This is a genomic window from Micrococcus antarcticus, assembly GCF_044872765.1.
Lineage (GTDB): Bacteria > Actinomycetota > Actinomycetes > Actinomycetales > Micrococcaceae > Micrococcus.
In genome coordinates this window covers 782,207-805,694 of sequence record NZ_CP085253.1, presented here as the reverse complement: position 1 = coordinate 805,694, position 23,488 = coordinate 782,207, and the positions used below count along the sequence as shown (strand labels likewise).

The following is a 23,488-nucleotide window of genomic DNA, read 5'->3' as shown; positions in this document are numbered from 1 at the left end:
GGCGCAACCGCCGCCGGCGTCAGCCCGGGAACGCCGGCAGCGGCGCCCTCGCGGTCCACGCCTCGAACAGCGCGTCGACGTCCGATCCCTCAACGCCCTCCGCCTCGGCCCACGCGTGGACGTGGGCGCGCAGCGCGGCGGTGTCCACCGTGCCGAAGCGGTGCTGCGCCACCCAGGCCCGGACCATGTCGCGGAAGGCGCGCGGGCCGAGGAGCTCGCGCAGCGCGAACACGGTGAGGGCGCCGCGCTTGTACACGCGGTCGTCGAACATGTCCCGCGGCCCGGGGTCCACGAGCACGAGGTCCTCCGGCTCCTCGCGCAGCCGGTGCCACGCGCGGCGGGCCATCGAGGCGATGCTGGAACGGCCCGACGCCTCGGCCCACAGCCACTCCGAGTAGCACGCGAAGCCCTCGTGCAGCCACAGGTCCGACCAGCGGCCCAGCGTCACGGCATTGCCGAACCACTGGTGGGACATCTCGTGGGCGATCAGCCGCTCCGACTCCCACGAGCCGTCCAGGTGGTTGGTGCCGAACAGGGACATGCCGGCCGCCTCGAGCGGGATCTCGAGGACCTCGTCCGCCACGACGGCGGTGTACTCCTCGAACGGGTAGGCGCCATAGGCGTCCACGAACGCGGACATCATCCGCGCCTGGGGCGCCAGCGCGGCGCGGGCGCGCTGCTCCTGGCGGGGCGAGACCACGAGCCTCAGCGGCGGCAGGCCCGCGTCGGCGTCGGCGGCCACACGGGAGGCGGCCGCGTGCGCCCCGCGGCCGGCCGGGACGGGCACGGCCGTCGGTGCGTCCACGCGGCGGTACCGCCCGATCTGCACGGTGAGCAGGTACGCGGGAACGGGCCGGTCCATGCGCCACTGCCACGTCACGCGGGAGCCGCGGGTGCGCACGGGCCGGCCGATCCCGTTGGCCACGGGGAGGTAGCCGGCGTCGCAGGTCAGGGTGATCTGTGCCGTCGAGCGGACCGCGGGGGAGTCGATGCACGGCAGCCACGTGGACGCGCCGTGCGGCTGCCCGGCCACGAGGACGCCGTCGGTGAGCTCCTCCCAGCCGATGGTGCCCCACGGGCTGCGGCGCGGCGCGGGGGTGCCCGCGTACGTCACCGTCAGCTCCACGAGGGCGCCCTCGGGGAGGCTCTCGCCCAGCTGCACCACGAGGCGGTGCGGCGTGCGGCGCGGCTGGGAGTGCCGGACCTTCAGCGTGCGCCCGTCCACCGTTCCGGTCACGGACTGCGCCGCGAGGCGGTGCAGGTCCAGCTCGACGCTCGAGGTCTGGCGCCGCAGCCGCACGCGCAGCACGGCCACGCCGGCCACGCGGTTGGCGGCCAGCCGGACGTCGAGCGTCAGGTCGATGTGCTCGATGGTCGCCACGTCCGTGCCGACTCCGAGGATGTAGGGGTCCGTGCTCATGATTCCTCTGCGGTGGTGGCGGGGGCGGCGGTGCTTCCGTGCTCGACGACGGCGACCGGTCCGTCCGGCATGCGCCACGGCGCGACGGGGTTGCCGAGCCACCAGGTGCCGGCGGGCAGGTCCTCGCCGCGCATGACGAGCGAGCCGGCGCCGACGGTGGTGCCCGCGCCCAGGCGCGCCGCGGGCAGGACCACGGAGTTGGGGCCCAGCGTGGCGCCGTCGCCCAGGGTGACCTCGTCGAGGGCCATGACGCGGTCGTGGAAGAGGTGCGTCTGCACCACGCATCCGCGGTTCACGGTGGCGCCGTCGCCGAGGGTGACGAGGTCGGCCTCGGGCAGCCAGTAGGACTCGACCCACGCGCCGTGCCCGATCCGCGCGCCCATCGCCCGCAGGAACCACACGAGTGCGGGCGTGCCGGCGGCGGCACGGGCGAACCACGGGGCGGCGAGGAACTCGGTGAACGTGTCGGCCACTTCGTTGCGCCAGATGAACGAGGACCACAGCGGGTGCTCCGAGGTGCGGATGCGCCCCACGAACAGCTTCTTCGCCAGCACGGTGATGCCGGCCGCCACCGCGCCCGCGGCCAGCAGCACGACCCCGCCCAGCACGGCGGCCAGGAGCCAGCCCCCGACGGCGGCCAGCGCGGCGAGTGCCGCACCGACGGCGATGGTGAGGGCGACGTGGAGCCACACGGGGATGGCGCGCAGCAGCTCCCACGCGGTGCGCGCGGCCTTGAGCCGGGCCGGCGGGTCGTAGGTCAGGGCCGCGTCCGCGGCGACCTCGGTGCGGCGCAGGCGCACGGGCGGGGAGCCCATCCAGGAGGAGCCGGCCTTCGTCTTGGCCGGCGTCGTGGAGAGCACGGCCACGAGCGAGTCTCGGCGCAGGGTGCGCCCGCCCGGGACCATGCCCGAGTTGCCCACGAAGGAGCGCTTGCCCACCTTCGCCGGGCCCACGTGCATCCAGCCGCCCTGCAGGGTGTAGGAGGAGACCATGGTGTCGTCGGCGAGGAACGCGCCGTCGCCCACGCGGGTGAACTTCGGCAGCAGGACCACGGTGGAGGCCTCCACGTCGCGGCCGATCTCCGCGCCGAGCCAGCGCAGCCACACGGGCGTGAAGCGCGAGGCGTAGAGGGGGAAGAGCTGGTCTCGCGCGGCGTCGAGGACACGCTCGGTGGCCCAGATCTGCCAGCCCACCCGAGAGCGGACGGGGTGGTGGCCCTCCGTGATGCCCACGGAGAGCACGCGCACGGTCAGCAGGACCAGCAGCATCTGCGTGCCGAACCACACCGCCGCCATGAGCGGCGAGGCGGCCAGCAGGCGCAGGGCGGTCTGCCCGACGGCGGCCAGCGGGGTGGCCGCGGCGCCCGCCTCCGGCCACCACGCCAGGGACCACGCGCCCACGGCGAGCGCGGCGGCGGCCGCCACGAGCGGCAGCAGGGCCAGCACGGTGGAGCCCACGGTGGAGGCGATGCGCCAGCCCGTGGCCCGGGGTGGCGCCACGTTGGGCCCGTCCGCCTTGACCTTGCCCACCTTGGCGGCGGGAGATCCGGCGTGGCGCTGGCCGCCGCGCAGGCGGCCGGCCACGGTCGAGCCGGCCTCCACGTGCGCGCCGGCGCCCACGCGGGCCCCCGGCATCAGCGTCGAGCGGGCGCCGACCACGGCGCCGGCGCCCACGTGCATCCGGCCGATCCGGACGACGTCGCCGTCCACCCAGTAGCCCGAGAGGTCGACCTCCGGCTCGATGGACGCGCCCTCGCCGATCTCGAGCAGGCCGGTCACGGGGGGCACCGAGTGCAGGTCCACGTCCGGGCCGATCTTCGCGCCGAGCAGGCGGGCGTAGGCCGGGACCCACGCGGCGCCGGCGAGCGAGTACGGGTCCACGAGGTCCGTGACGTGCTGGGCCAGCCACAGGCGCAGGTGGACGCGGCCGCCGCGCGGATAGGAGCCGGGCTCCACGCCGCGCAGCAGCAGCCGCGCCGCGAGGCCGGCGATGAGCATGCGACCCGGCGCGGTGACGACGAGCAGGGCCGCCACGCCGAGCACCCACCACGACACGGTCGGCAGCCCGGGGGCCAGGCCGGTCAGGGCGAGGACGTTGAGCACGAGGCCCGTCCACACGCCCAGGCGGAGCGCGGGCAGCACGAACACGGGCAGGCCCACGAGGGTCTGCGCCCACTGCGTGCGGTGCCGGGTGCGGGCCACGTGGCGGTCGTGCACCTCGATGCCCGGGGCGTCGCCCTCCTCACCCACGACGGCGGCGACGAGCGCGCCGGCCTTGGAGTGGCGGTACACGTCCTGCACCGTGACCGCGGGGTGGCGCTGGCGCAGGCGTGCCACGAGCTGCGCCGCGGCGAGGGAGCCGCCGCCGGCGGCGAAGAAGTCGGTCTTCGGCCCGGCGGGGGCCTGGCCGAGGATGTCCGCCCACTGCCGCAGGACCCAGCCCGCGGGGGTGGACTCGTCGATCTCGGGGGCGCCCTCGTCCGCGGCCTCGGCGCCCGGCAGGGGCCAGGGCAGGGCGTGGCGGTCCACCTTGCCGGAGGTCTTGGTGGGCAGGGACTCCACGAGGGCGAGGCGCGGGACGAGGGCGGCCGGCAGCTCCTCGGTGAGGCGCTCGCGGGCGTCCGCGAGGTCGAAGTCCTCGAGCGGACCGCCGGGCTTGAGGTAGCCCACCAGGATCTGGTGCCCGGCGGGGGTGGAGCGCACCGCGGCCGCGCCGCCGTGCACCCCGGGCAGTGCCTGGAGGGCGGCGTCGACCTCGCCGAGCTCGATGCGACGGCCGCCGAGCTTCACCTGGTCGTCGGCGCGGCCCACGAACAGCAGGCCCGCGGGGTCGAAGACCACGAGGTCGCCCGAGCGGTAGGCGCGCTCCCAGCCCAGCGAGGGCAGGGGGGCGTACTTCTCGGCGTCCTTCGCGGGATCCAGGTAGCGGGCCAGCCCCACGCCGCCGATGATCAGCTCGCCCGTCTCGCCCGCGGCCACGGGGACCCCCGTGGCGGGATCGACGACGGCGAGGTCCCAGCCGTCCAGCGGCAGCCCGATGCGCACGGGCCCCTCGCCCGTGAGAGGGGCAGCGCTGGCCACCACGGTCGCCTCGGTGGGGCCGTAGGTGTTCCACACCTCGCGGCCCTCCACCGCCAGGCGCGCGGCGAGCTCCGGCGGGCAGGCCTCGCCGCCGAAGATGAGCAGACGCACGTTGTCCATGGCCTCGGTCGGCCACATCGCGGCGAGGGTGGGCACCGTGGAGACGGCGGTGATCCGGCGCTCGGCCAGCCACGGGCCGAGGTCCATGCCCGAGCGCACGAGGGCGCGGGGGGCCGGCACGAGGCATGCGCCGTGGCGCCAGGCCAGCCACATCTCCTCGCAGGAGGCGTCGAAGGCCACGGAGAGGCCCGCCAGCACGCGGTCGCCGGGGCCGAGCGGGTCCTGCTGGAGGAAGATCCGCGCCTCAGCGTCCACGAACGCGGCGGCGGAGCGGTGCGAGACGGCCACGCCCTTCGGGGTGCCCGTGGAGCCGGAGGTGAAGATGATCCACGCGTCGTCGCCCAGGCCCGGGCGCACGGGCTCGCCCGTCCCGACGTCGGCGGCGGGCTCGCGGGAGGCGCTCAGCACGCGCTCGTCCGTGAGGATCCCGGCCACGCGGGCCTCGCCGAACACGAGGCGGGCGCGCTCCTCCGGGTCGTCCGCGTCCACGGGGACATAGGCGGCGGCGGCGGCCAGCACGGCGAGGATGGAGACGTAGAGGCCGACGGTGCCGGACGCGATCCGCACGCCGATCCGGTCCCCGGGTCGCACGCCGCGCTCCGCGAGGAAGCGGGCGGACTCCAGCACGCGCTCGTGCAGCTCCGCGTAGGTCAGCTGCTCGCGGCCGTCGTCGAGGGCGGGGGAGTCGGGATGCTCACGCACCGTGGCCTCGAAGAGGTCGAGGAGGGTCCGTGGGGGCGGGGTGCGGTCGGATCCGGGGAGCTGCGGCGGGTGGACGCGGGCGGTCGGCTCGGTCATGGGACCTCCGATGAAGGGTCAGTCGATGGGTGGGCGGCGCGGCGTCGGGAGATTCACGACGGGCCGCCGAACCAGCCCAGTGTAGTTCACCTGTTGTTAACCTGACGACTCGTGCGCGGTGTCCTCCCTCCCCGGGCGGCGGCGTAGGCTCTTCCGCGCCGCCCCGCGAGGACGTCGTGACACCGTCACGGCGGGGTCACGGAAGCGTCAGGAGCACCTTGCCGGTCGTCGCGCGGGACTCGAGCAGCTGGTGCGCGCGTCCGGCGTCGGAGAGCGGGATGCGGGCGCCGATCCGCACGTCGAGGGAGCCCTGAGTCCACGCGGAGAAGAGCTCTGCGCCGCGCTGCCGGGTCTCCTCGGCGGTGCGTGTGTAGGCCGCCAGGGACGGCCGGGTCACGTAGAGCGAGCCGCCGGAGTTCAGGCGCTGCAGGTCGAACGGGGGGACCTGGCCGGAGGCGCCCCCGAAGAGCACCAGCAGGCCGCGCACGCGCAGCATCGTCAGCGAGGCCTCGAAGGTGTCTCGGCCGACGCCGTCGTAGACGACGTGCGCCCCCTCTCCGCCGGTGGCCTCGAGGACCGCGTCCCTCAGCTCCGCATAGCCGACGGCGGCGTGTGCCCCGGCGGCCCGCGAGAGCTCGCGCTTCTCCTCGGTGGAGGCGGCGGCGATCACGCGCGCCCCGCGGGCCGACGCCAGCTGGGTCAGGAGCAGGCCCACGCCGCCCGCGCCGGCGGTGAGCGCCACCGTCTGCCCCTCGGACACCTCGAAGGTCGAGCGGCACAGGTAGTGCGCCGTCATGCCCTGCAGGGGCAGGGCCGCCGCGTCGGCCAGGTCCATGGCGTCCGGCACGTCGAGGAGCTGGTCGGCGGGGGCTGTGAAGTGCTCGGCGTACGTGGCGTGCCCGGCGGCCGTCGCCACGCGGCGCCCCACGAGGGAGCCGTCGACGCCGTCGCCCACGGCCACGACCTCGCCCGCACCCTCGGTGCCGGGGGTGAAGGGGACGTCCACGGCGTACACGCCGGAGCGCTGGTACGTCTCGATGAAGTTCAGGCCCGCCGCCGCCGTGCGCACGAGGACCTGCCCGGCGGCCGGCGTCGGCACGGGGACCTCGGTCCACGCCAGTGCCTCGGGTCCGCCCGCGGAGGCGACGACGACGGCGTGGTGGGTGGAGGGGTGGGCGGGGGAGGCGTGTTCGAGGCTCATGCCGTCCACTGTACGATCGCATACATATTCCGAATCTCGCATACACCAGGTAGGGTGGGCCCATGACTCACACCGTCGCCGTCTCCGGCGCCAGCGGCTATGCCGGGGGAGAGGCCCTGCGCCTGCTCGCGGACCACCCCGAGGTCAGCATCGGCGCCATCACGGCGCACTCGAACGCGGGGGAGCGCCTCGGCGCCCTCCAGCCGCATCTGCACACCCTCGCGGACCGCGTGCTGCAGGAGACCACCGCGGACGTGCTCGCCGGGCACGACGTCGTCCTCCTCGCCCTGCCCCACGGCGCCTCGGGCGCGCTCGCCGCGCAGATCGCGGAGCGCTCCCCGGACACGCTCGTCATCGACGCCGGCGCGGACCACCGCCTCGAGTCCGCCGAGGACTGGGAGGCCTTCTACGGATCTGAGCACGCGGGCACGTGGCCCTACGGCCTGCCCGAGCTGCCGGGCCAGCGCGCGAGGCTGGCCGGCGCCCGCCGCATCGCCGTCCCCGGGTGCTATCCCACGACGTCGATCCTGGCCCTGGCCCCCGGGTTCGCGGCGGGCCTGCTCGAGACCTCCGACGTCGTGATCGTGGCCGCGTCCGGCACCTCGGGCGCGGGCAAGGCCGCCAAGCCGCACCTGCTCGGCTCCGAGGTCATGGGAGGCATGAGCCCCTACGGCGTGGGCGGCGGGCACCGGCACACCCCCGAGATCGAGCAGGGCCTGTCCCAGGCGGCCGGGGAGCGCGTGCAGATCAGCTTCACGCCGACCCTCGCCCCCATGCCCCGCGGCATCCTCGCGACGGCGACCGCGCGCCTGCGCCCCGGGGTCGCGCCGGACGCGGTGCGCGCGGCGTGGGAGGCCGCCTACGCGGGCGAGCGCTTCGTCCACGTGCTTCCCCAGGGGCAGTGGCCGGCCACCAAGGCCGTGCTGGGCTCCAACCACGTGCAGCTGCAGCTGGCCGTGGACGGGCGCGCCGGGCGCGTGATCGTCACCGCCGCCCTCGACAACCTCACCAAGGGCACGGCCGGCGGCGCCGTGCAGTCCATGAACATCGCCCTGGGACTGCCGGAGCAGACCGGGCTCGAGCACCAGGGGGTCGCGCCGTGAGCGTCACCGCAGCACAGGGGTTCCGCGCGTCCGGCGTCACGGCCGGGCTCAAGCCGTCGGGGAGGCCGGACGTCGCCGTCGTCGTGAACGACGGGCCGCAGCACGCCGCCGCCGGCGTGTTCACGACGAACCGCGTGGCGGCCGCCCCCGTGCGCCTCTCCCGCGCGGCGCTCGCGGACGGGCGCGCCGCCGCCGTCGTGCTCAACTCGGGCGGGGCCAACGCGGCCACGGGCGCGGCCGGCCTCGAGGACGCCCGGCGCACGGTGGAGCACACGGCAGCGGCCCTGTCCGTGGACCCCGCCGACGTCGTGGTCTGCTCCACGGGTCTGATCGGCGAGCGCCTCGCGATGCCGCTCCTGCTCGAGGGCGTCTCTGCGGCGGCGGGCTCGCTCTCCGCCGACGGCGGCGGGGACGCCGCCGTCGCGATCATGACGACGGACACCGTGCCCAAGCAGGCGCTGGCGACGGGCGAGGGCCACGTCATCGGCGGCATGGCCAAGGGCGCCGGCATGCTCGCGCCCGGACTGGCGACCATGCTGTGCGTCCTCACCACGGATGCGCTGCTGCCCTCCGCCGTGCTCGACGCCGCGCTGCGGGAGGCCGTGCGCACCACGTTCGACCGCGCCGACTCCGACGGCTGCATGTCCACGAACGACACCGTGGTGCTGCTGTCCTCCGGCGCCTCGGGCGCCACGCCGGATCCGGGCGAGTTCACCGAGCTGCTGCGCGGGGTGTGCGCGGACCTCGCCCGCCAGCTCATCGGCGACGCCGAGGGCGCGTCGCACGAGATCGCGATCCGCGTGGTGGGAGCGAGCACCGAAGCGGCCGCCGAGGCGGTGGCCCGCGCGGTCTCCCGGTCCAACCTCTTCAAGGCCGCCGTGTTCGGCCAGGACCCGAACTGGGGACGCGTCATCTCGGCCGTCGGCACCGTGCCGGAGGCCCTCGCGCCCTTCGACGCGGACGCCCTGGACGTCTCCTTCAACGGCGTGCAGGTGTGCCGCGCCTCCGGCGTGGGGGAGGACCGTTCCCTCGTGGACCTGGGCGCCCGGGAGGTGCGCGTGGAGATCGACCTGCACGCCGGCTCCGCGGAGGCCATCGTGTGGACCAATGACCTCACCCACGACTACGTGCACGAGAACTCCGCCTACTCCACGTGAGGAGACCCGACATGAGCGAGAACCCCACCGCCGCCCCGCCCGTGCTCTCCACGGCGGACCGCCTCGAGCGGGCCGCCTCGAAGGCCGAGGTCCTCGTGGAGGCGCTCCCGTGGATCCGCCGCTTCGCCGGCACCACCATGGTCATCAAGTACGGCGGCAACGCCATGGTCTCGGAGGAGCTGCGGGCGGCGTTCGCCGAGGACGTGGTGTTCCTGCACCACGTGGGCGTGCACCCCGTGGTGGTGCACGGAGGCGGTCCGCAGATCAACGCGATGCTCGACCGCCTCGGGATCTCCTCCGAGTTCCGGGGCGGACTGCGCGTCACCACGCCGGAGGCCATGGAGGTGGTGCGCATGGTCCTCACCGGCCAGGTCGGCCGCGAGCTCGTGGGACTGATCAACTCGCACGGGCCGTACGCGGTGGGGTCCTCGGGGGAGGACGCCGGCCTGTTCCGCGCCCGCCGGACCGGGGCCGTCGTGGACGGCGTCGAGGTGGACCTCGGGCTGGTGGGCGAGGTGACGGGGGTGAACCCCGCCGCCATCCGGGACGTGATCGACGCCGGGCGCATCCCCGTCGTCTCCTCCGTCGCCCCCGAGATCGGGCCGGACGGCGACCCCACCGGCCACGTGCTCAACGTCAACGCCGACACGGCCGCCGCCGCGCTCGCGGCCGCCCTGGGGGCCACGAAGCTCGTCCTCCTCACGGACGTCGAGGGACTCTATGCGGACTGGCCCGACCGCGGATCCCTCATCAGCTCCCTCACCGCCGGCCAGCTGCGCGCACTGCTGCCCTCCCTGGCCTCGGGCATGATCCCGAAGATGGCCGCGTGCCTGGACGCCGTGGAGGCCGGCGTGCAGCGCGCCCACGTGGTGGACGGCCGCCGGCCCCACTCCATGCTGCTGGAGGTGTTCACGTCGGCGGGCGTGGGCACCCAGGTGGTCCCCGACGACGACGCACCGGCCCCGGGCCAGGAGGACGCATGAGCACCACCCAGTCCCAGCTGCTCCAGCGCTACGGCGCCTCCCTGACCGGCGTGTTCGGGCCCCCCTCGCGCGTCCTGGTGCGCGGGGAGGGCAGCCGCGTGTGGGACGCGGACGGGAAGGAGTACACGGACCTGCTGGCCGGGATCGCCGTGAACTCGCTCGGCCATGCCCACCCGGCGATCGTGCGCGCGGTGACCGAGCAGGTCGGCACGCTCGGGCACGTCTCCAACCTCTTCACCTCGGAGCCGCAGGTCCGGCTCGCGGAGGAGCTGCTCGCGGCGGCCGGCGCACCCGAGGGCTCCACTGTCTTCTTCGCCAACTCCGGCACCGAGGCCAACGAGGCCGCCTTCAAGCTGGCCCGCCGCCACGGCGGCGAGGACCCCTCGGGGCGGCGCACCCGGGTGATCGCCCTCGAGCGGGCCTTCCACGGCCGCACCATGGGCGCCCTCGCCCTCACCCACAAGCAGGCCTACCGCGCCCCCTTCGAGCCGCTGCCCGGCGGCGTCGAGCACGTCCCGGGCGGGGATCTTCCCGCGCTGCGCGCCGCGCTCGCCCCGGACGCGGACGGGGCCACCGTGGCGGCCGTGCTGCTGGAGCCCGTGCAGGGCGAGGCAGGCGTGCACGGCTGGCCCGCCGGCTACCTGTCCGGGGTGCGCGAGGCCACCCGTGAGGCCGGCGCCCTCATGATCCTCGACGAGGTGCAGTCCGGCATGGGCCGCACCGGGGCGTGGTTCGGCTTCCAGAGCCCGGAGGTCACCGGCTCGGACGTGCCCGTCCTCCCGGACGCGTTCACCCTTGCGAAGGGCCTGGGCGGCGGCGTGCCGATCGGCGCGCTCGTGTGCGTGGGCGAGCGCGCCTCCGGCCTGCTCACCGCGGGCCAGCACGGCACCACATTCGGCGGCAATCCACTCGCAACGGCGGCCGGCCTGGCCGTCGTCGAGACGATCCGCGCCGAGGGGCTGCTGGAGCGTGTCCGCGCGGAGGGCGTGCGCCTGGCCGCCCGCCTGTCGGCGCTGCCGGAGGTGAGCGCCGTGCGCGCCTACGGCCTGTGGATCGGCGTGGACCTCGCCGAGAGGGCGGGCGCGGACCCGGAGGGCGGGCTCGCCCCCGGCGTCGTGCGGGCCGGCCTCGACGCCGGATGGATCCTCAACGCCACCGGTCCCGCCACCCTGCGCCTGGCCCCGCCCCTGACCATCGGGCGGGCCGACCTCGACCGCTTCACGGACTCGCTGCCGGCCCTCGTGGCCGCCGCCTGAGCGACCTCGCGCCACCGACCTGGCGGGCCCGCCCGCCCCACCCGTCCGCCCCACCTCTCCGGGAGGAGACCCCATGAGCACCGCCCCCCACCCCCCGACCCGCCACTTCCTGGTGGACACGGACCTGAGCCCCGCGGAGCAGGCCGAGGTCCTCGACCTGGCCCTGGAGATGAAGGGGGACCGCTTCCTGCACCGCCCGCTGGCGGGTCCCCGCACCGGCGTGGTCTTCTTCGACAAGACCTCCACGCGCACCCGCGTGTCCTTCTCCGCCGGGATCGCGGAGCTCGGCGGCAGCCCGCTGATCGTCAACCCGGGGGAGTCGCAGCTGGGCCACAAGGAGTCCGTCGCGGACACGGCCCAGGTCCTGGAGCGCATGGTCGGGATCATCGTGTGGCGCACGTTCGCGCAGGCCGGTCTCGAGGAGATGGCCGCCCACTCCCGGGTCCCCGTGGTCAACGCGCTCTCCGACGACTACCACCCGTGCCAGCTGCTCGCCGACCTCCTCACGGTGCGGGAGCACAAGGGCCGCACCGCGGGCCTGACCCTGGCGTACGTGGGGGACGCGGCCAACAACATGGCCAACTCCTACCTCCTGGCCGGCGTCACGGCGGGCATGCACGTGCGGATCGCCGGCCCCGCCGGCTTCCTCCCCGCCGACGACGTCGTGGCGGCCGCTCGGGAGCGTGCCCTCGAGACCGGCGGCTCGGTGCTCATCACCTCGGATCCGGGCGAGGCCCTGGACGGCGCCGACGTGGTCGTGACGGACACCTGGATCTCCATGGGCCAGGAGGACGAGAAGGAGGATCGGCACACCCTCTTCCGCGCCTACCAGGTGGACGGGGCCGCGATGGCCCGGGCCGCCGAGGACGCGATCTTCCTGCACTGCCTGCCGGCCTACCGCGGCTACGAGGTGAGCGCCGACGTCATTGACGGCCCGGCCTCGGTGGTCTTCGACGAGGCGGAGAACCGCCTGCACGCGCAGAAGGCCCTCATGGCCTGGCTCCTGTACCGCTCCGGGCTGGCGGAGGATCCGCGCGCGACGGCGGAGGGGGCGCGCTGATGGCCGTGCCGACCACCAAGACCGCCCGGCAGGCCGCGATCCGCGAGCTGCTGGCCACGCGCGAGGTCCGTTCGCAGGCCGAGCTCTCCGCCGCCCTGGGGGATCGCGGCCTCTCCGTCACCCAGGGCACCCTCTCCCGCGACCTCGTGGACCTGGGCGCCGTCCGGGTGCGCGGCGCCGCGGGGATGGTCTACGCGGTGCCGGCCGAGGGCGAGGAGTCCGCGGTCCCGCCGCGCAGCTCGGAGTCCCAGCAGGGCCGCCTGGCGAGCATGGCCCGCGAGCTGCTGATCTCCGCCGAGCCGAGCGAGAACCTGGTCGTGCTGCGCACCCCGCCGGGGGCCGCCCAGTTCCTGGCCAGCGTGATCGACCACGCCCGGGTGGAGCACGTGCTCGGCACGATCGCCGGCGACGACACCATCCTGCTGATCACGGCCTGCTCGGAGAACGCACCCGTCGTGGCCTCCCGGCTGCTGGGCCTCGCCGGCTGACCGGGACCGGCGTCCCGGGGCGTCCACCTGCCGGCCGCCGGCGTGGGCGCCACCGCTCCGGACACGCAAGAAGGCCCCCACCGGACGGCGGGGGCCTTCTTGTGGTGCGTGACGCTGATGGTCACGCGAGGCTCATCAGGCCTGGGGGAGGACGAACTCCTGGCCGATGAAGATGAGGTTCGGATCCTCGATGAGGTCCTTGTTGGCCTCGTAGATGGCCTTCCAGCCACCGTCGACACCGTGCTCGGCGGCCAGCTTGTTCAGGGTGTCGCCCTTGGCGACCACGACGGTCTGCTCGGCCTTGACGGCGGGAGCGGCCTTCGCAGCCTTGGCGGCGGGGGCGGCCTTGGCTGCGGGAGCCGCAGCCTTCACCGGAGCGGACTTCGCGGCAGCGGCCTTCTTGGCCTCGGCGCGCTCAGCAGTGGCCTGCTTGGCCTCGGCGCGCTCAGCAGTGGCCTGCTTGGCCTCGGCGCGCTCGGCGGCTGCCGCACGCTGGGCCTCGGCACGCTCGGCGGCGGCACGCTGGGCCTCGGCACGCTCGGCGGCTGCGGCACGCTTGGCCTCGGCACGCTGGGCCTCGGCGCGCTCGGCGGCTGCGGCACGCTGGGCCTCGGCGCGCTCGGCGCGCTCGGCGGCTGCGGCACGCTGGGCCTCGGCGCGCTCGGCGGCGGCGCGCTCAGCAGCGGCACGCTCGGCGGCAGCGGCATCCTGACGCTGCACGGTGGCGGTGCGCTCGACGGCAACGGACGGGGTGCCCGCGGCATCGGAGGCGGTCAGGCCCAGCTTCTTGGAGCAGGCGGGCCAGGCGCGCCAGCCCTGCATGTCGAGGAGCATCTCGCCGCGCTTGATCTGCTCGGCCTTCGAGGCCTGGTGCGGGTAGCCCGAGCCACCGACCATGCGCCAGGAGGAGTAGGTGAACTGGATGCCACCGTAGAAGCCGTTGCCGGTGTTGATGGACCAGTCGCCGCCGGACTCGCACTGGGCCAGGCGGTCCCAGGTGGCCACCGAGGCGGCCTGGGCGGGAACGGCGCCGCCGACAGCGGCAGCACCGGCCAGGGTCATGCCGGCGACGACGGTCGCGGTCGCACGGCGGGAGCGGGTGGCGGAAGAAGCGAAGAGAGTCATGATGTCCATGTGTCGAGTCCTCGCTGTTCGGCGGGCCGGGGCGCACCGGGGTCGTCTACTCCTTGGTCGGGTCAAAGACTCCGTCGGCTCGGGACGACCCCACAGCGGGCGACCGACGAAGCATTTCGATCACGAGATCATCGCGTCATCCGCTCAGGCAGATAACGGTGAGATCACGAATCGGCTACGAACGAGTCAACGCCCTTCGGGGGCGGCCCGTCAAATCGGGCACCCGTGGCGGCGGCCGGGAGGGACCGAGGGGCTGTATGCGAGGACGATCCGCTCCGTATCGCCCATCCCGGTCGGACGATCCGGCATGAAGCGGCTCGTTGCCGCGCGATCCGTCCACCCAGGGGTGTGGACAACGGTGGAGGGGGCGTGCCCCCGGGGGATGTCCCCCCGTGCATCGAGGGGGTCCGAACGCGCTCGATGTGTGGCAGACGTCATCCCTGCGCCGCGGGGGTTCCATATGCGACGCATTGAATAGTTATGCAAATACTGGGTACGATCGGTCAGCAGTGCGGGGCCGACCGGGCCCGCGCGCCCGCCCCGGACGCAGCACACAGGAGACAGAGGAGTTCATCGTGAAGGAACGCATCATCCTTGCCTACTCAGGAGGCCTGGACACCTCCGTGGCCATCGGCTGGATCGCGGAGGCCACGGGTGCCGAGGTCGTCGCCGTCGCCGTGGACGTGGGCCAGGGCGGCGAGTCCCTCGAGACCATCCGCCAGCGCGCCCTCGACTGCGGCGCGGTGGAGGCCTACGTCGCGGACGCGCGCGACGAGTTCGCGGAGCAGTACTGCATGCCCACCTTGAAGGCGAACGCCCTGTACATGGACGCGTACCCGCTGGTGTCCGCGATCTCGCGCCCCGTGATCTCCCGCCACCTCGTGGCGGCTGCCCGCCAGTTCGGCGCCTCGACCGTGGCCCACGGCTGCACGGGCAAGGGCAACGACCAGGTGCGCTTCGAGGTGTCCATCCAGACCCTCGGCCCGGACCTGAAGTGCATCGCCCCCGTGCGCGACCTCGCGCTCACCCGCGACAAGGCGATCGACTACGCGGAGCGCAACGGGCTGCCGATCGCCACCACGAAGAAGAACCCCTTCTCGATCGACCAGAACGTCTGGGGCCGCGCGGTCGAGACCGGCTTCCTCGAGGACATCTGGAACGGGCCCACGAAGGACGTCTACGACTACACCGACGACCCCGCCTTCCCGCCGGCGCCGGACGTGGTCACGATCGCGTTCGAGAAGGGCGTCCCCACCGCCCTCGACGGCCGCGCGCTCTCGCCGCTGCAGATCGTCGAGGAGCTCAACCGCCGCGCCGGCGCCCAGGGCGTGGGCCGGATCGACATCGTGGAGGACCGCCTCGTGGGCATCAAGTCCCGCGAGATCTACGAGGCCCCGGGCGCGATGGCGCTGATCGCCGCCCACCGCGAGCTCGAACACGTCACCCTCGAGCGCGAGCAGGCCCGCTTCAAGCGCCAGGCGGAGCAGCGCTGGACCGAGCTGGTCTACGACGGCCAGTGGTTCTCCCCCCTGAAGCGCAACCTCGATACCTTCATCGACGCGACTCAGGAGCACGTGACCGGCGAGATCCGCCTCGAGCTCCACGGCGGCCGCGCCACGGTGCAGGGCCGCCGCTCCGAGACGGGCCTCTACGACTTCAACCTCGCCACCTACGACGAGGGCGACGCGTTCGACCAGTCCTCGGCCCGCGGCTTCATCGACATCTTCGGGCTCTCGGCCAAGACCGCGTCCGAGCGCGAGCAGCGCCTGGCCGGCACCGCCGACCTCGCCGACGTCGCCCGCCTGAGCAACGATTGATCGCGAGGGGAGACACGTGACGGAGCAGTCCACGCCGCGGCACGGCACGAATGAGGGCGCCCTGTGGGGCGGCCGCTTCGCCGGGGGACCCTCGGAGGCCCTCGCCGCGCTCAGCAAGTCCACGCACTTCGACTGGCGGCTCGCGCCCTACGACATCGCGGGCTCGCGGGCCCACGCCCGCGTCCTCCACGCGGCCGGCCTGCTCACGGCGGATCAGCTGGGGGACATGCTCGCGGCACTGGACCGCCTGGAGGAGGACGTGCGCTCGGGCGCGTACGCGCCCTCGGCCTCGGACGAGGACGTGCACGGCTCCCTCGAACGCGGTCTCATCGAGCGCGCCGGGCCGGAGCTGGGCGGGCGCCTGCGCGCGGGCCGCTCGCGCAACGACCAGGTGGCCACGCTCGGGCGCATGTTCCTCCGGGACCACGCCCGGATCGTGGCGCGGGGGGTCCTCGACACGATCGACGCCCTCCTGGCCCAGGCCGAGGCCCACCCCTACGCGCCCATGCCGGGGCGCACCCACCTCCAGCACGCCCAGCCGGTGCTGCTGTCCCACCACCTGCTGGCCCACGCGTGGGCCTTCGCCCGGGACCTGCAGCGCCTCGCGGACTGGGACGCCCGCGCCGCGGTCTCTCCGTACGGCTCGGGGGCCCTGGCCGGATCCTCCCTCGGCCTGGACCCGAACGCGGTGGCCGCGGAGCTCGGCTTCGACTCGGCCGTGTGGAACTCCATCGACGGCACGGCCTCCCGCGACGTCTACGCCGAGTTCGCCTGGGTGGCGGCCATGATCGGCGTGGACCTCTCGCGCATCTCCGAGGAGGTCATCTTCTGGGCCACGAAGGAGGCCGGGTTCGTGGCCCTGCACGACTCCTTCTCCACGGGGTCCTCGATCATGCCGCAGAAGAAGAATCCGGACGTGGCGGAGCTGGCGCGCGGCAAGTCCGGACGTCTGATCGGCGACCTCACAGGCCTGCTGGCCACGCTCAAGGCGATGCCCCTGGCCTACAACCGGGACCTCCAGGAGGACAAGGAGCCCGTGTTCGACGCCGCGGACACCCTCGAGCTGCTGCTCCCCGCGGTCTCCGGGATGATCGCGACGCTGACCTTCCGCACCGAGCGGATGGCGGAGCTGGCCCCCCAGGGCTTCGCGCTCGCCACGGACGTCGCCGAGTGGCTCGTCCGTCAGGGCGTGCCCTTCCGCGAGGCGCACGAGCTCTCGGGGGAGGCCGTCCAGGCGGCCGAGGCCCGCGGCGTCGAGCTGTGGGACCTCTCCGACGAGGAGTACGCGCGGATCTCCCCGCACCTGACGCCGGCGGTGCGCGAGGTGCTCAGCACCGAGGGCTCCCTGGCCTCGCGCAGCGGGCAGGGCGGCACGGCCCCCTCGGCCGTCGCCGCGCAGATCGAGGCGTTGGCCGCAGCCCTGGAGCCCCTCCGGGCGTTCGCGGCCAGCCGGGGCTCGGTGGTCGACGCGCGGTGAGGCGCGCCGGTGCCCTCGCGGGGGCGCCGAGGCCCGGATGGGACGGGGATGGCCGTGCGGGGAGGTCCACCGCGCGGCCATCTGTCGTTCATCTGTGTCGCTGTAGCATGGGTGGTCACTTTTCCACCGGGTGCGCGGCGCGCCGAGCCCGCCCACCCCCGACCGCCCCTGTGAAGGACCACCGCGATGACCGACGTCGTGTCCGCCCGCCAGACGGAGCTCGAACTCGAACAGGGGCGGGTGTCCGAGCGCTACGCCCGGCTGGACGCCCTGCGCGTCGAGAAGGAGGAGCAGCTCGCCCGCGTGCGCCGCACCGGGCTCGAGGGATCGCTCCAGAACCACTCCGAGCGGGACGCCTTCGCCACGCTCTACGAGGACCGCCTCGCCCAGCTCTACGCCGTCGATGAGCGGCTCGTGTTCGGCCGCCTCGACCTGGACCCGGACGAGGACGGGGTGTCGGAGCAGCGCTACATCGGGCGCATCGGCCTCACCGACCCCCAGCAGGAGCGGCTCCTCGTGGACTGGCGCGCCGCCGAGGCCGGTGCCTTCTACCAGGCGACGGCGGCCCGTCGCCAGCACGTGCGCCGCCGGCGTCACCTCATGCTGCGCGGCCGCGAGGTGCGGGACCTGGACGACGAGATCCTGGACCCGGGCCTGCTCGCGGACGACGACCACATCAGCCCGGACTCCCAGGGCGCCCTGCTGGCCGCCGTCACGGCGCGCCGCACGGGTCGCATGGGGGACATCGTCGCCACGATCCAGGCGGAGCAGGACGAGATCATCCGCGCCGGTGTCTCGGGCGCGCTGGTCGTCCAGGGCGGGCCGGGCACGGGCAAGACCGCCGTCGCCCTCCACCGCGCCGCGTACCTGCTGTACACGCACCGCGACCGGCTGGCCCGCTCCGGCGTGCTCGTGGTGGGCCCCTCGACCGCCTTCATGCGGTACATCGAGCGGGTGCTGCCCTCGCTCGGCGAGACGGGCGTCGTGATGGCCTCGCTCGGCACGCTCATGCCGGGGTTCCAGGCCGGACCGGAGCCGCGGGCGGCCGCCGCGGCGGTGAAGGGCCGCCTCGAGATGGCAGAGGTGGTGGTGAACGCCGTCGCGCAGCGCCAGCGCCTCCTCGTGGAGCCCCGCCGGCTGAACATCGACGGCACGGTGGTCAAGCTCAAGCCGGCCATGGTGCGGCGCGCTCGCGAACGCGCCCGTGCCACGGGCAAGCCGCACAACGAGGCGCGCGCGACCTTCGTGAAGATCCTCGTGAAGGACCTCGCGGAGAAGCTGCGCAAGAAGCTGGAGAAATCCTCCGGCGCCCCCGTGCAGCGGGACCTCCTCCTGGAGGACGTGCGCACCGCCCGCGACGTGCGGGTGGCGCTCAACCTGTGCTGGATGCCGATGACGCCGGAGTGGCTCATCGGGGACCTCCTCTCCCGCGAGCCCCTGCTGCGCGCGGCTGCCCCGTGGCTCTCCGACGAGGACATCGCCGCGCTGCTGCGGCCCGCCGGCTCCCCGTGGACCGAGGCGGACGTGCCGCTCCTGGACGAGGCCGCGGAGCTGCTCGGCGCCGTGGAGGCCCCGCCGACCGGCCGGGAGTCCGAGGCGCAGCACCGCCGCAACGTGGACAACGCGCGCGCCTCGCTGGAGAACATGCACCAGAGCCTCGAGGACATGGGGATCGACGGCGTGGTGGACGCCGAGCAGCTCGCCGCGGCCAACGAGCCCGGCGGCGTCCGCAGGACGACGGCCGACCAGGCCGCCCACGACCGCTCGTGGACGTACGGCCACGTGGTGGTGGACGAGGCACAGGAGCTCTCCCCGATGCAGTGGCGGCTGCTCGCGCGCCGCTGCCCCATGAAGTCCTTCACGGTGGTGGGGGACATCGCGCAGTCCTCGCGGCTCGACGCGGCCGGCTCGTGGGACGCGGCGCTCACGCCGTTCTTCGGGGACCGCTGGCGGCTGGAGGAGCTGACGGTGAACTACCGCTCGCCGGCCCGGGTGATGCGCTGGGCGGCGCAGGTGGCACAGGCGGCCGGTCTCGCCGTCTCGCAGCCCGAGGCGGTGCGCGAGGGCGACCACGCCCCCGAGCTCGTCGCGGAGCCGGGCGGCACGCTCACCGGGCTGGTCGGCGACGCCGTCGCCCGCCAGCGCGACCTGGTCCCGGATGCACTCACCGCGGTGATCGTGCCCGAGGCCGAGGTGCCCGCCCAGGTGGCCGCCCTGCGGGAGCGCTGGGGAACGGCGCGCGTGGACCGGGCGCCGCTGCCCGGGGTGGAGGTCGTCGTGGTGAGCCCCCGCGAGACCAAGGGACTGGAGTTCGACACCGTGGTCCTCGCGGCCCCCGAGCGGATCGTGGAGGACGCGCACGGCGTCGTCGGCGACCTCTACGTGGCCATGACGCGGTGCACGCAGGCCCTGACGATCGTCTCCACGGCGGAGGAGGCGCGGCTGCCCGCCGGCCTCAGCGCCGTGCCCCGCTGAGGCCGGCGTCGGCGTGGTCCCCCACGACGGCGGCGCGTCGCCGTCGCGGGGGAGCGGGACGTCGGTAGGGTGGCGGCGTGGCTGAATCGACCGTGAACCGTGCCCAGCGCCTGCGGGAGCAGGCCAACGATCCCTCCTTCGAGAACGTGTGGCAGGAGCTGCGCTGGCGCGGGCTCGTCCACGTCTCCACAGACGAGGCCGCCCTCCAGGAGGCGCTGGCCGGGGAGCCGATCTCGTACTACTGCGGGTTCGACCCCACGGCGGCGTCCCTGCACCTGGGCCACCTGGTCCAGCTGCTGCTCATGCGCCGCCTGCAGCTGGCCGGCCACCGCCCCGTCGCCCTGGTCGGCGGTGCCACCGGCCTCATCGGCGATCCCCGGCAGACCTCCGAGCGCGTGCTGAACACGCGCGAGACAGTGGCCGCGTGGGTGGACTCGCTGCGGGCGCAGATCGAGCCCTACCTGTCCTTCGAGGAGGACAACGCCGCCACGATGGTCAACAACCTCGAGTGGACCTCCCAGCTGAGCGCGCTCGACTTCCTGCGCGAGGTGGGCAAGAACTTCCGCGTGGGCACCATGGTCAAGAAGGAGATCGTGGCCAAGCGCCTCCACTCGGAGGAGGGGATCTCCTACACCGAGTTCTCCTACCAGGTGCTCCAGGGCAACGACTTCCTCGAGCTGTACCGCCGCCACGGGGTGCGCCTGCAGTCGGGAGGCTCGGACCAGTGGGGCAACCTCACCTCGGGCACGGAGCTGATCCGCAAGGTGGAGGGTGCACACGTGCACGCCCTTGGCACCCCGCTGATCACGAACGCGGACGGCACGAAGTTTGGCAAGTCCGAGGGGAACGCCGTGTGGCTGAACCCGGAGATGTGCTCGCCCTACGCGTTCTACCAGTTCTGGCTCAACACCGCAGACGCCGACGTGGTCTCCCGGCTGAAGGTGTTCACCTTCCTCACCCGTGCCGAGATCGAGGAGTACGAGCGGAAGGTGTCCGAGGAGCCGTTCCGCCGGGAGGCGCAGAAGCGGCTCGCGTGGGAGGTCACCGCCCTGGCCCACGGGGAGGACGCGACCCAGAAGGTCATCGACGCGTCCGCGGCCGTGTTCGGGGGAGGGGACCTCTCCACCGTGGACGGGGAGACGCTGGCCGCGGTCCTCTCCGAGCTGCCCCAGGCGGATCCCGCGCAGTGGCAGGGAGAGGCCGGCACGGCGACGGCGGTCGAGCTGCTCGTCTCCACCGGCCTCGCCTCCTCGACGTCCGAGGCACGGCGCACCATCAAGGAGGGCGGCGCGTCCGTGAACAACGTGCGGATGACGGACGCGGAGCAGAGGTTCGGCGCGGCCGACGCCCTCGCGGGTCGCTACCTCCTGGTGCGACGGGGCAAGAAGAACATGGCCGGCGCGGATCTGACCGCGCGGTGAGTGAGGGCGGCGTCACAGCCGCTGCCTCTGCCGCCAGCGTCCTGCCGGCAGAGACCCGAGGCCCCGTCCTCCGCAGGATCCTGCGGAAGACGGGGCCTCTCGCATGCCGATGACCACCCGATTTTGCGTGGGGGTCGTGGTGTGTGTAGAGTTCCATCTCGTGCTGAGGCGCGGTTCGAGGAATCGGACGGCCGGGTGAAGAACATGGAATCCGCGGATTCTTGCCGAGAATGGCAGGTCCAGGGCGGATGTGCTCACACAGTGTGCAGTGTTCCTGTGAGGGGATGCTGGTATTCCTGAAGAGATGATCTGGTTTGACTGCTGGTGATCGTGTGGTAGGCTTTTGTAGCCTTCTTCATGAATTTTCACTGGGTGACGACGTCGGATGACGGAGTTGACAGGAACTGATCGTGTGGTAAGGTTGCGAAACCGGATAACGTGAACAGCTGCTGAAGACTTCGGAAACGGGGTTGACAGGGTCTGATCGGATGGTCTAGGATGGAGAAGTTGCTCCAGAGCGAAACGTTCCGCGAGGCGGGATGGTGAGTCTGGAAGCGCCTGTTGTTTGAGAACTCAATAGTGTGCCAAGTTTGTTGATGCCAATTGTTTTAACACATTGGTTGACCATACACCCCGCACCCCCGTGTGAGTGGTGGTGGTCTGCCAGCGATTGAATTGATGTCATGACACTTATTTCCGGGTGTTGTGAGGTCGTTCTGTATTTTTTTTACGGAGAGTTTGATCCTGGCTCAGGATGAACGCTGGCGGCGTGCTTAACACATGCAAGTCGAACGATGAAGCCCAGCTTGCTGGGTGGATTAGTGGCGAACGGGTGAGTAACACGTGAGTAACCTGCCCTTGACTCTAGGATAAGCCCGGGAAACTGGGTCTAATACTGGATAGGAACGTCTACCGCATGGTGGGTGTTGGAAAGAATTTCGGTCATGGATGGACTCGCGGCCTATCAGCTTGTTGGTGAGGTAATGGCTCACCAAGGCGACGACGGGTAGCCGGCCTGAGAGGGTGACCGGCCACACTGGGACTGAGACACGGCCCAGACTCCTACGGGAGGCAGCAGTGGGGAATATTGCACAATGGGCGAAAGCCTGATGCAGCGACGCCGCGTGAGGGATGACGGCCTTCGGGTTGTAAACCTCTTTCAGTAGGGAAGAAGCGAAAGTGACGGTACCTGCAGAAGAAGCACCGGCTAACTACGTGCCAGCAGCCGCGGTAATACGTAGGGTGCGAGCGTTATCCGGAATTATTGGGCGTAAAGAGCTCGTAGGCGGTTTGTCGCGTCTGTCGTGAAAGTCCGGGGCTTAACCCCGGATCTGCGGTGGGTACGGGCAGACTAGAGTGCAGTAGGGGAGACTGGAATTCCTGGTGTAGCGGTGGAATGCGCAGATATCAGGAGGAACACCGATGGCGAAGGCAGGTCTCTGGGCTGTAACTGACGCTGAGGAGCGAAAGCATGGGGAGCGAACAGGATTAGATACCCTGGTAGTCCATGCCGTAAACGTTGGGCACTAGGTGTGGGGAACATTCCACGTTTTCCGCGCCGCAGCTAACGCATTAAGTGCCCCGCCTGGGGAGTACGGCCGCAAGGCTAAAACTCAAAGGAATTGACGGGGGCCCGCACAAGCGGCGGAGCATGCGGATTAATTCGATGCAACGCGAAGAACCTTACCAAGGCTTGACATGTTCTCGATCGCCGTAGAGATACGGTTTCCCCTTTGGGGCGGGTTCACAGGTGGTGCATGGTTGTCGTCAGCTCGTGTCGTGAGATGTTGGGTTAAGTCCCGCAACGAGCGCAACCCTCGTTCCATGTTGCCAGCACTTCGGGTGGGGACTCATGGGAGACTGCCGGGGTCAACTCGGAGGAAGGTGGGGACGACGTCAAATCATCATGCCCCTTATGTCTTGGGCTTCACGCATGCTACAATGGCCGGTACAATGGGTTGCGATACTGTGAGGTGGAGCTAATCCCAAAAAGCCGGTCTCAGTTCGGATTGGGGTCTGCAACTCGACCCCATGAAGTCGGAGTCGCTAGTAATCGCAGATCAGCAACGCTGCGGTGAATACGTTCCCGGGCCTTGTACACACCGCCCGTCAAGTCACGAAAGTCGGTAACACCCGAAGCCGGTGGCCTAACCCTTGTGGAGGGAGCCGTCGAAGGTGGGACCAGCGATTGGGACTAAGTCGTAACAAGGTAGCCGTACCGGAAGGTGCGGCTGGATCACCTCCTTTCTAAGGAGCATTAGTGCCCGTTGCATCACCGCGTGTGTGATGGCGGGTTGCTCATGGGTGGAACATCAACGAATGGTGCTGGGGAGTGTCCTGGTTCTGGCTGAGTACGCCGGCTGTTTGCAGCTGGTTGGAATGGTTGGGGCTGGTGATGGTTTCTGGTGTTGGCACACTGTTGGGTCCTGGGACAGCAGGCGCCTGGCAGCCTTTTGGGGTTGTTGGGTGGTGTTGTTTCTGTTTCCCTTGCTTGGTGA

At 72.4% G+C, this 23,488-nt stretch carries 14 protein-coding genes and 1 rRNA gene; 11 read left to right on the top strand and 4 right to left on the bottom strand.

Annotation, left to right across the window (positions count from 1 at the left end; all coding sequences use genetic code 11):
• Positions 1–19: 19 nt before the first annotated feature.
• From LG274_RS03700 to LG274_RS03690, 3 genes are all read right to left on the bottom strand, one after another.
• On the bottom strand, positions 20–1,420 hold the full coding sequence (locus LG274_RS03700; protein WP_404465471.1) for a M1 family metallopeptidase: 1,401 nt from the start codon (positions 1,418–1,420) through the stop codon (positions 20–22).
• On the bottom strand, positions 1,417–5,418 hold the full coding sequence (locus LG274_RS03695) for a Pls/PosA family non-ribosomal peptide synthetase (RefSeq protein WP_298713723.1): 4,002 nt from the start codon (positions 5,416–5,418) through the stop codon (positions 1,417–1,419). The genes LG274_RS03700 and LG274_RS03695 overlap by 4 nt, the downstream gene beginning before the upstream one ends.
• A 196-nt stretch (positions 5,419–5,614) precedes the next feature.
• Entirely contained in the window at positions 5,615–6,619 is a 1,005-nt protein-coding gene (locus LG274_RS03690) for a quinone oxidoreductase (protein ID WP_298713720.1), read from the bottom strand.
• Between the two features lie 62 nt (positions 6,620–6,681).
• Here LG274_RS03690 and argC point away from each other — a divergent pair, with 62 nt between their 5' ends.
• From argC to argR, 6 genes are all read left to right on the top strand, one after another.
• Entirely contained in the window at positions 6,682–7,722 is a 1,041-nt protein-coding gene (gene argC / locus LG274_RS03685; RefSeq protein ID WP_298713717.1) for an N-acetyl-gamma-glutamyl-phosphate reductase, read from the top strand.
• Positions 7,719–8,879 carry a bifunctional glutamate N-acetyltransferase/amino-acid acetyltransferase ArgJ gene (gene argJ / locus LG274_RS03680; protein WP_404465468.1) on the top strand — a complete coding sequence of 387 codons (1,161 nt, stop codon included), beginning with the start codon at positions 7,719–7,721 and terminating at the stop codon, positions 8,877–8,879. Before argC ends, argJ begins: the two co-directional genes overlap by 4 nt.
• 11 nt (positions 8,880–8,890) lie before the next feature.
• A complete protein-coding gene (gene argB, locus LG274_RS03675) occupies positions 8,891–9,862 on the top strand; it encodes an acetylglutamate kinase (protein WP_319076210.1) in 972 nt (323 codons plus the stop codon).
• Positions 9,859–11,118, top strand: coding sequence for an acetylornithine transaminase (locus LG274_RS03670; protein WP_319076208.1), 1,260 nt, complete (start codon positions 9,859–9,861; stop codon positions 11,116–11,118). The genes argB and LG274_RS03670 overlap by 4 nt, the downstream gene beginning before the upstream one ends.
• Positions 11,119–11,191: 73 nt before the next feature.
• Positions 11,192–12,178: an ornithine carbamoyltransferase gene (gene argF / locus LG274_RS03665; protein ID WP_404465465.1), complete on the top strand. Its 987-nt coding sequence runs from the start codon at positions 11,192–11,194 to the stop codon at positions 12,176–12,178.
• On the top strand, positions 12,178–12,666 hold the full coding sequence (gene argR, locus LG274_RS03660) for an arginine repressor (RefSeq protein ID WP_248117105.1): 489 nt from the start codon (positions 12,178–12,180) through the stop codon (positions 12,664–12,666). The genes argF and argR overlap by 1 nt, the downstream gene beginning before the upstream one ends.
• 135 nt (positions 12,667–12,801) lie before the next feature.
• On the opposite strand, the gene rpf is transcribed toward argR, so the two are convergent.
• Positions 12,802–13,800, bottom strand: coding sequence for a resuscitation-promoting factor Rpf (rpf, locus tag LG274_RS03655; RefSeq protein ID WP_404465463.1), 999 nt, complete (start codon positions 13,798–13,800; stop codon positions 12,802–12,804).
• A 575-nt stretch (positions 13,801–14,375) separates the two neighbouring features.
• On the opposite strand from rpf, the gene LG274_RS03650 reads away from it, so the two are divergent.
• The 5 genes from LG274_RS03650 (at position 14,376) to LG274_RS03630 (ending at position 23,237) form a co-directional block, all read left to right on the top strand.
• Positions 14,376–15,617 carry an argininosuccinate synthase gene (locus LG274_RS03650; RefSeq protein ID WP_298987425.1) on the top strand — a complete coding sequence of 414 codons (1,242 nt, stop codon included), beginning with the start codon at positions 14,376–14,378 and terminating at the stop codon, positions 15,615–15,617.
• Between the two features lie 16 nt (positions 15,618–15,633).
• On the top strand, positions 15,634–17,094 hold the full coding sequence (argH, locus tag LG274_RS03645) for an argininosuccinate lyase (RefSeq protein WP_298987430.1): 1,461 nt from the start codon (positions 15,634–15,636) through the stop codon (positions 17,092–17,094).
• Positions 17,095–17,280: 186 nt separating this feature from the next.
• Positions 17,281–19,569 (top strand): HelD family protein, encoded by a 2,289-nt coding sequence (locus LG274_RS03640; RefSeq protein ID WP_404465460.1) that lies wholly within the window; start codon positions 17,281–17,283, stop codon positions 19,567–19,569.
• Between the two features lie 92 nt (positions 19,570–19,661).
• Complete coding sequence (gene tyrS, locus LG274_RS03635) at positions 19,662–20,990, top strand: tyrosine--tRNA ligase (RefSeq protein WP_404465998.1); 1,329 nt, start codon at positions 19,662–19,664, stop codon at positions 20,988–20,990.
• A gap of 726 nt (positions 20,991–21,716) precedes the next feature.
• Positions 21,717–23,237: ribosomal RNA gene (locus LG274_RS03630) — 16S ribosomal RNA — on the top strand.
• Positions 23,238–23,488: the final 251 nt, after the last annotated feature.

What these genes read in the sequence shown, in the direction of transcription:
- LG274_RS03700 (WP_404465471.1), bottom strand. Translation starts at nt 1,420, where the DNA reads ATGAGCACGGACCCCTACATCCTCGGAGTCGGCACGGACGTGGCGACC.
- LG274_RS03695 (WP_298713723.1), bottom strand. Translation starts at nt 5,418, where the DNA reads ATGACCGAGCCGACCGCCCGCGTCCACCCGCCGCAGCTCCCCGGATCC.
- LG274_RS03690 (WP_298713720.1), bottom strand. Translation starts at nt 6,619, where the DNA reads ATGAGCCTCGAACACGCCTCCCCCGCCCACCCCTCCACCCACCACGCC.
- argC (WP_298713717.1), top strand. Translation starts at nt 6,682, where the DNA reads ATGACTCACACCGTCGCCGTCTCCGGCGCCAGCGGCTATGCCGGGGGA.
- argB (WP_319076210.1), top strand. Translation starts at nt 8,891, where the DNA reads ATGAGCGAGAACCCCACCGCCGCCCCGCCCGTGCTCTCCACGGCGGAC.
- LG274_RS03670 (WP_319076208.1), top strand. Translation starts at nt 9,859, where the DNA reads ATGAGCACCACCCAGTCCCAGCTGCTCCAGCGCTACGGCGCCTCCCTG.
- argF (WP_404465465.1), top strand. Translation starts at nt 11,192, where the DNA reads ATGAGCACCGCCCCCCACCCCCCGACCCGCCACTTCCTGGTGGACACG.
- argR (WP_248117105.1), top strand. Translation starts at nt 12,178, where the DNA reads ATGGCCGTGCCGACCACCAAGACCGCCCGGCAGGCCGCGATCCGCGAG.
- rpf (WP_404465463.1), bottom strand. Translation starts at nt 13,800, where the DNA reads ATGGACATCATGACTCTCTTCGCTTCTTCCGCCACCCGCTCCCGCCGT.
- LG274_RS03640 (WP_404465460.1), top strand. Translation starts at nt 17,281, where the DNA reads ATGACCGACGTCGTGTCCGCCCGCCAGACGGAGCTCGAACTCGAACAG.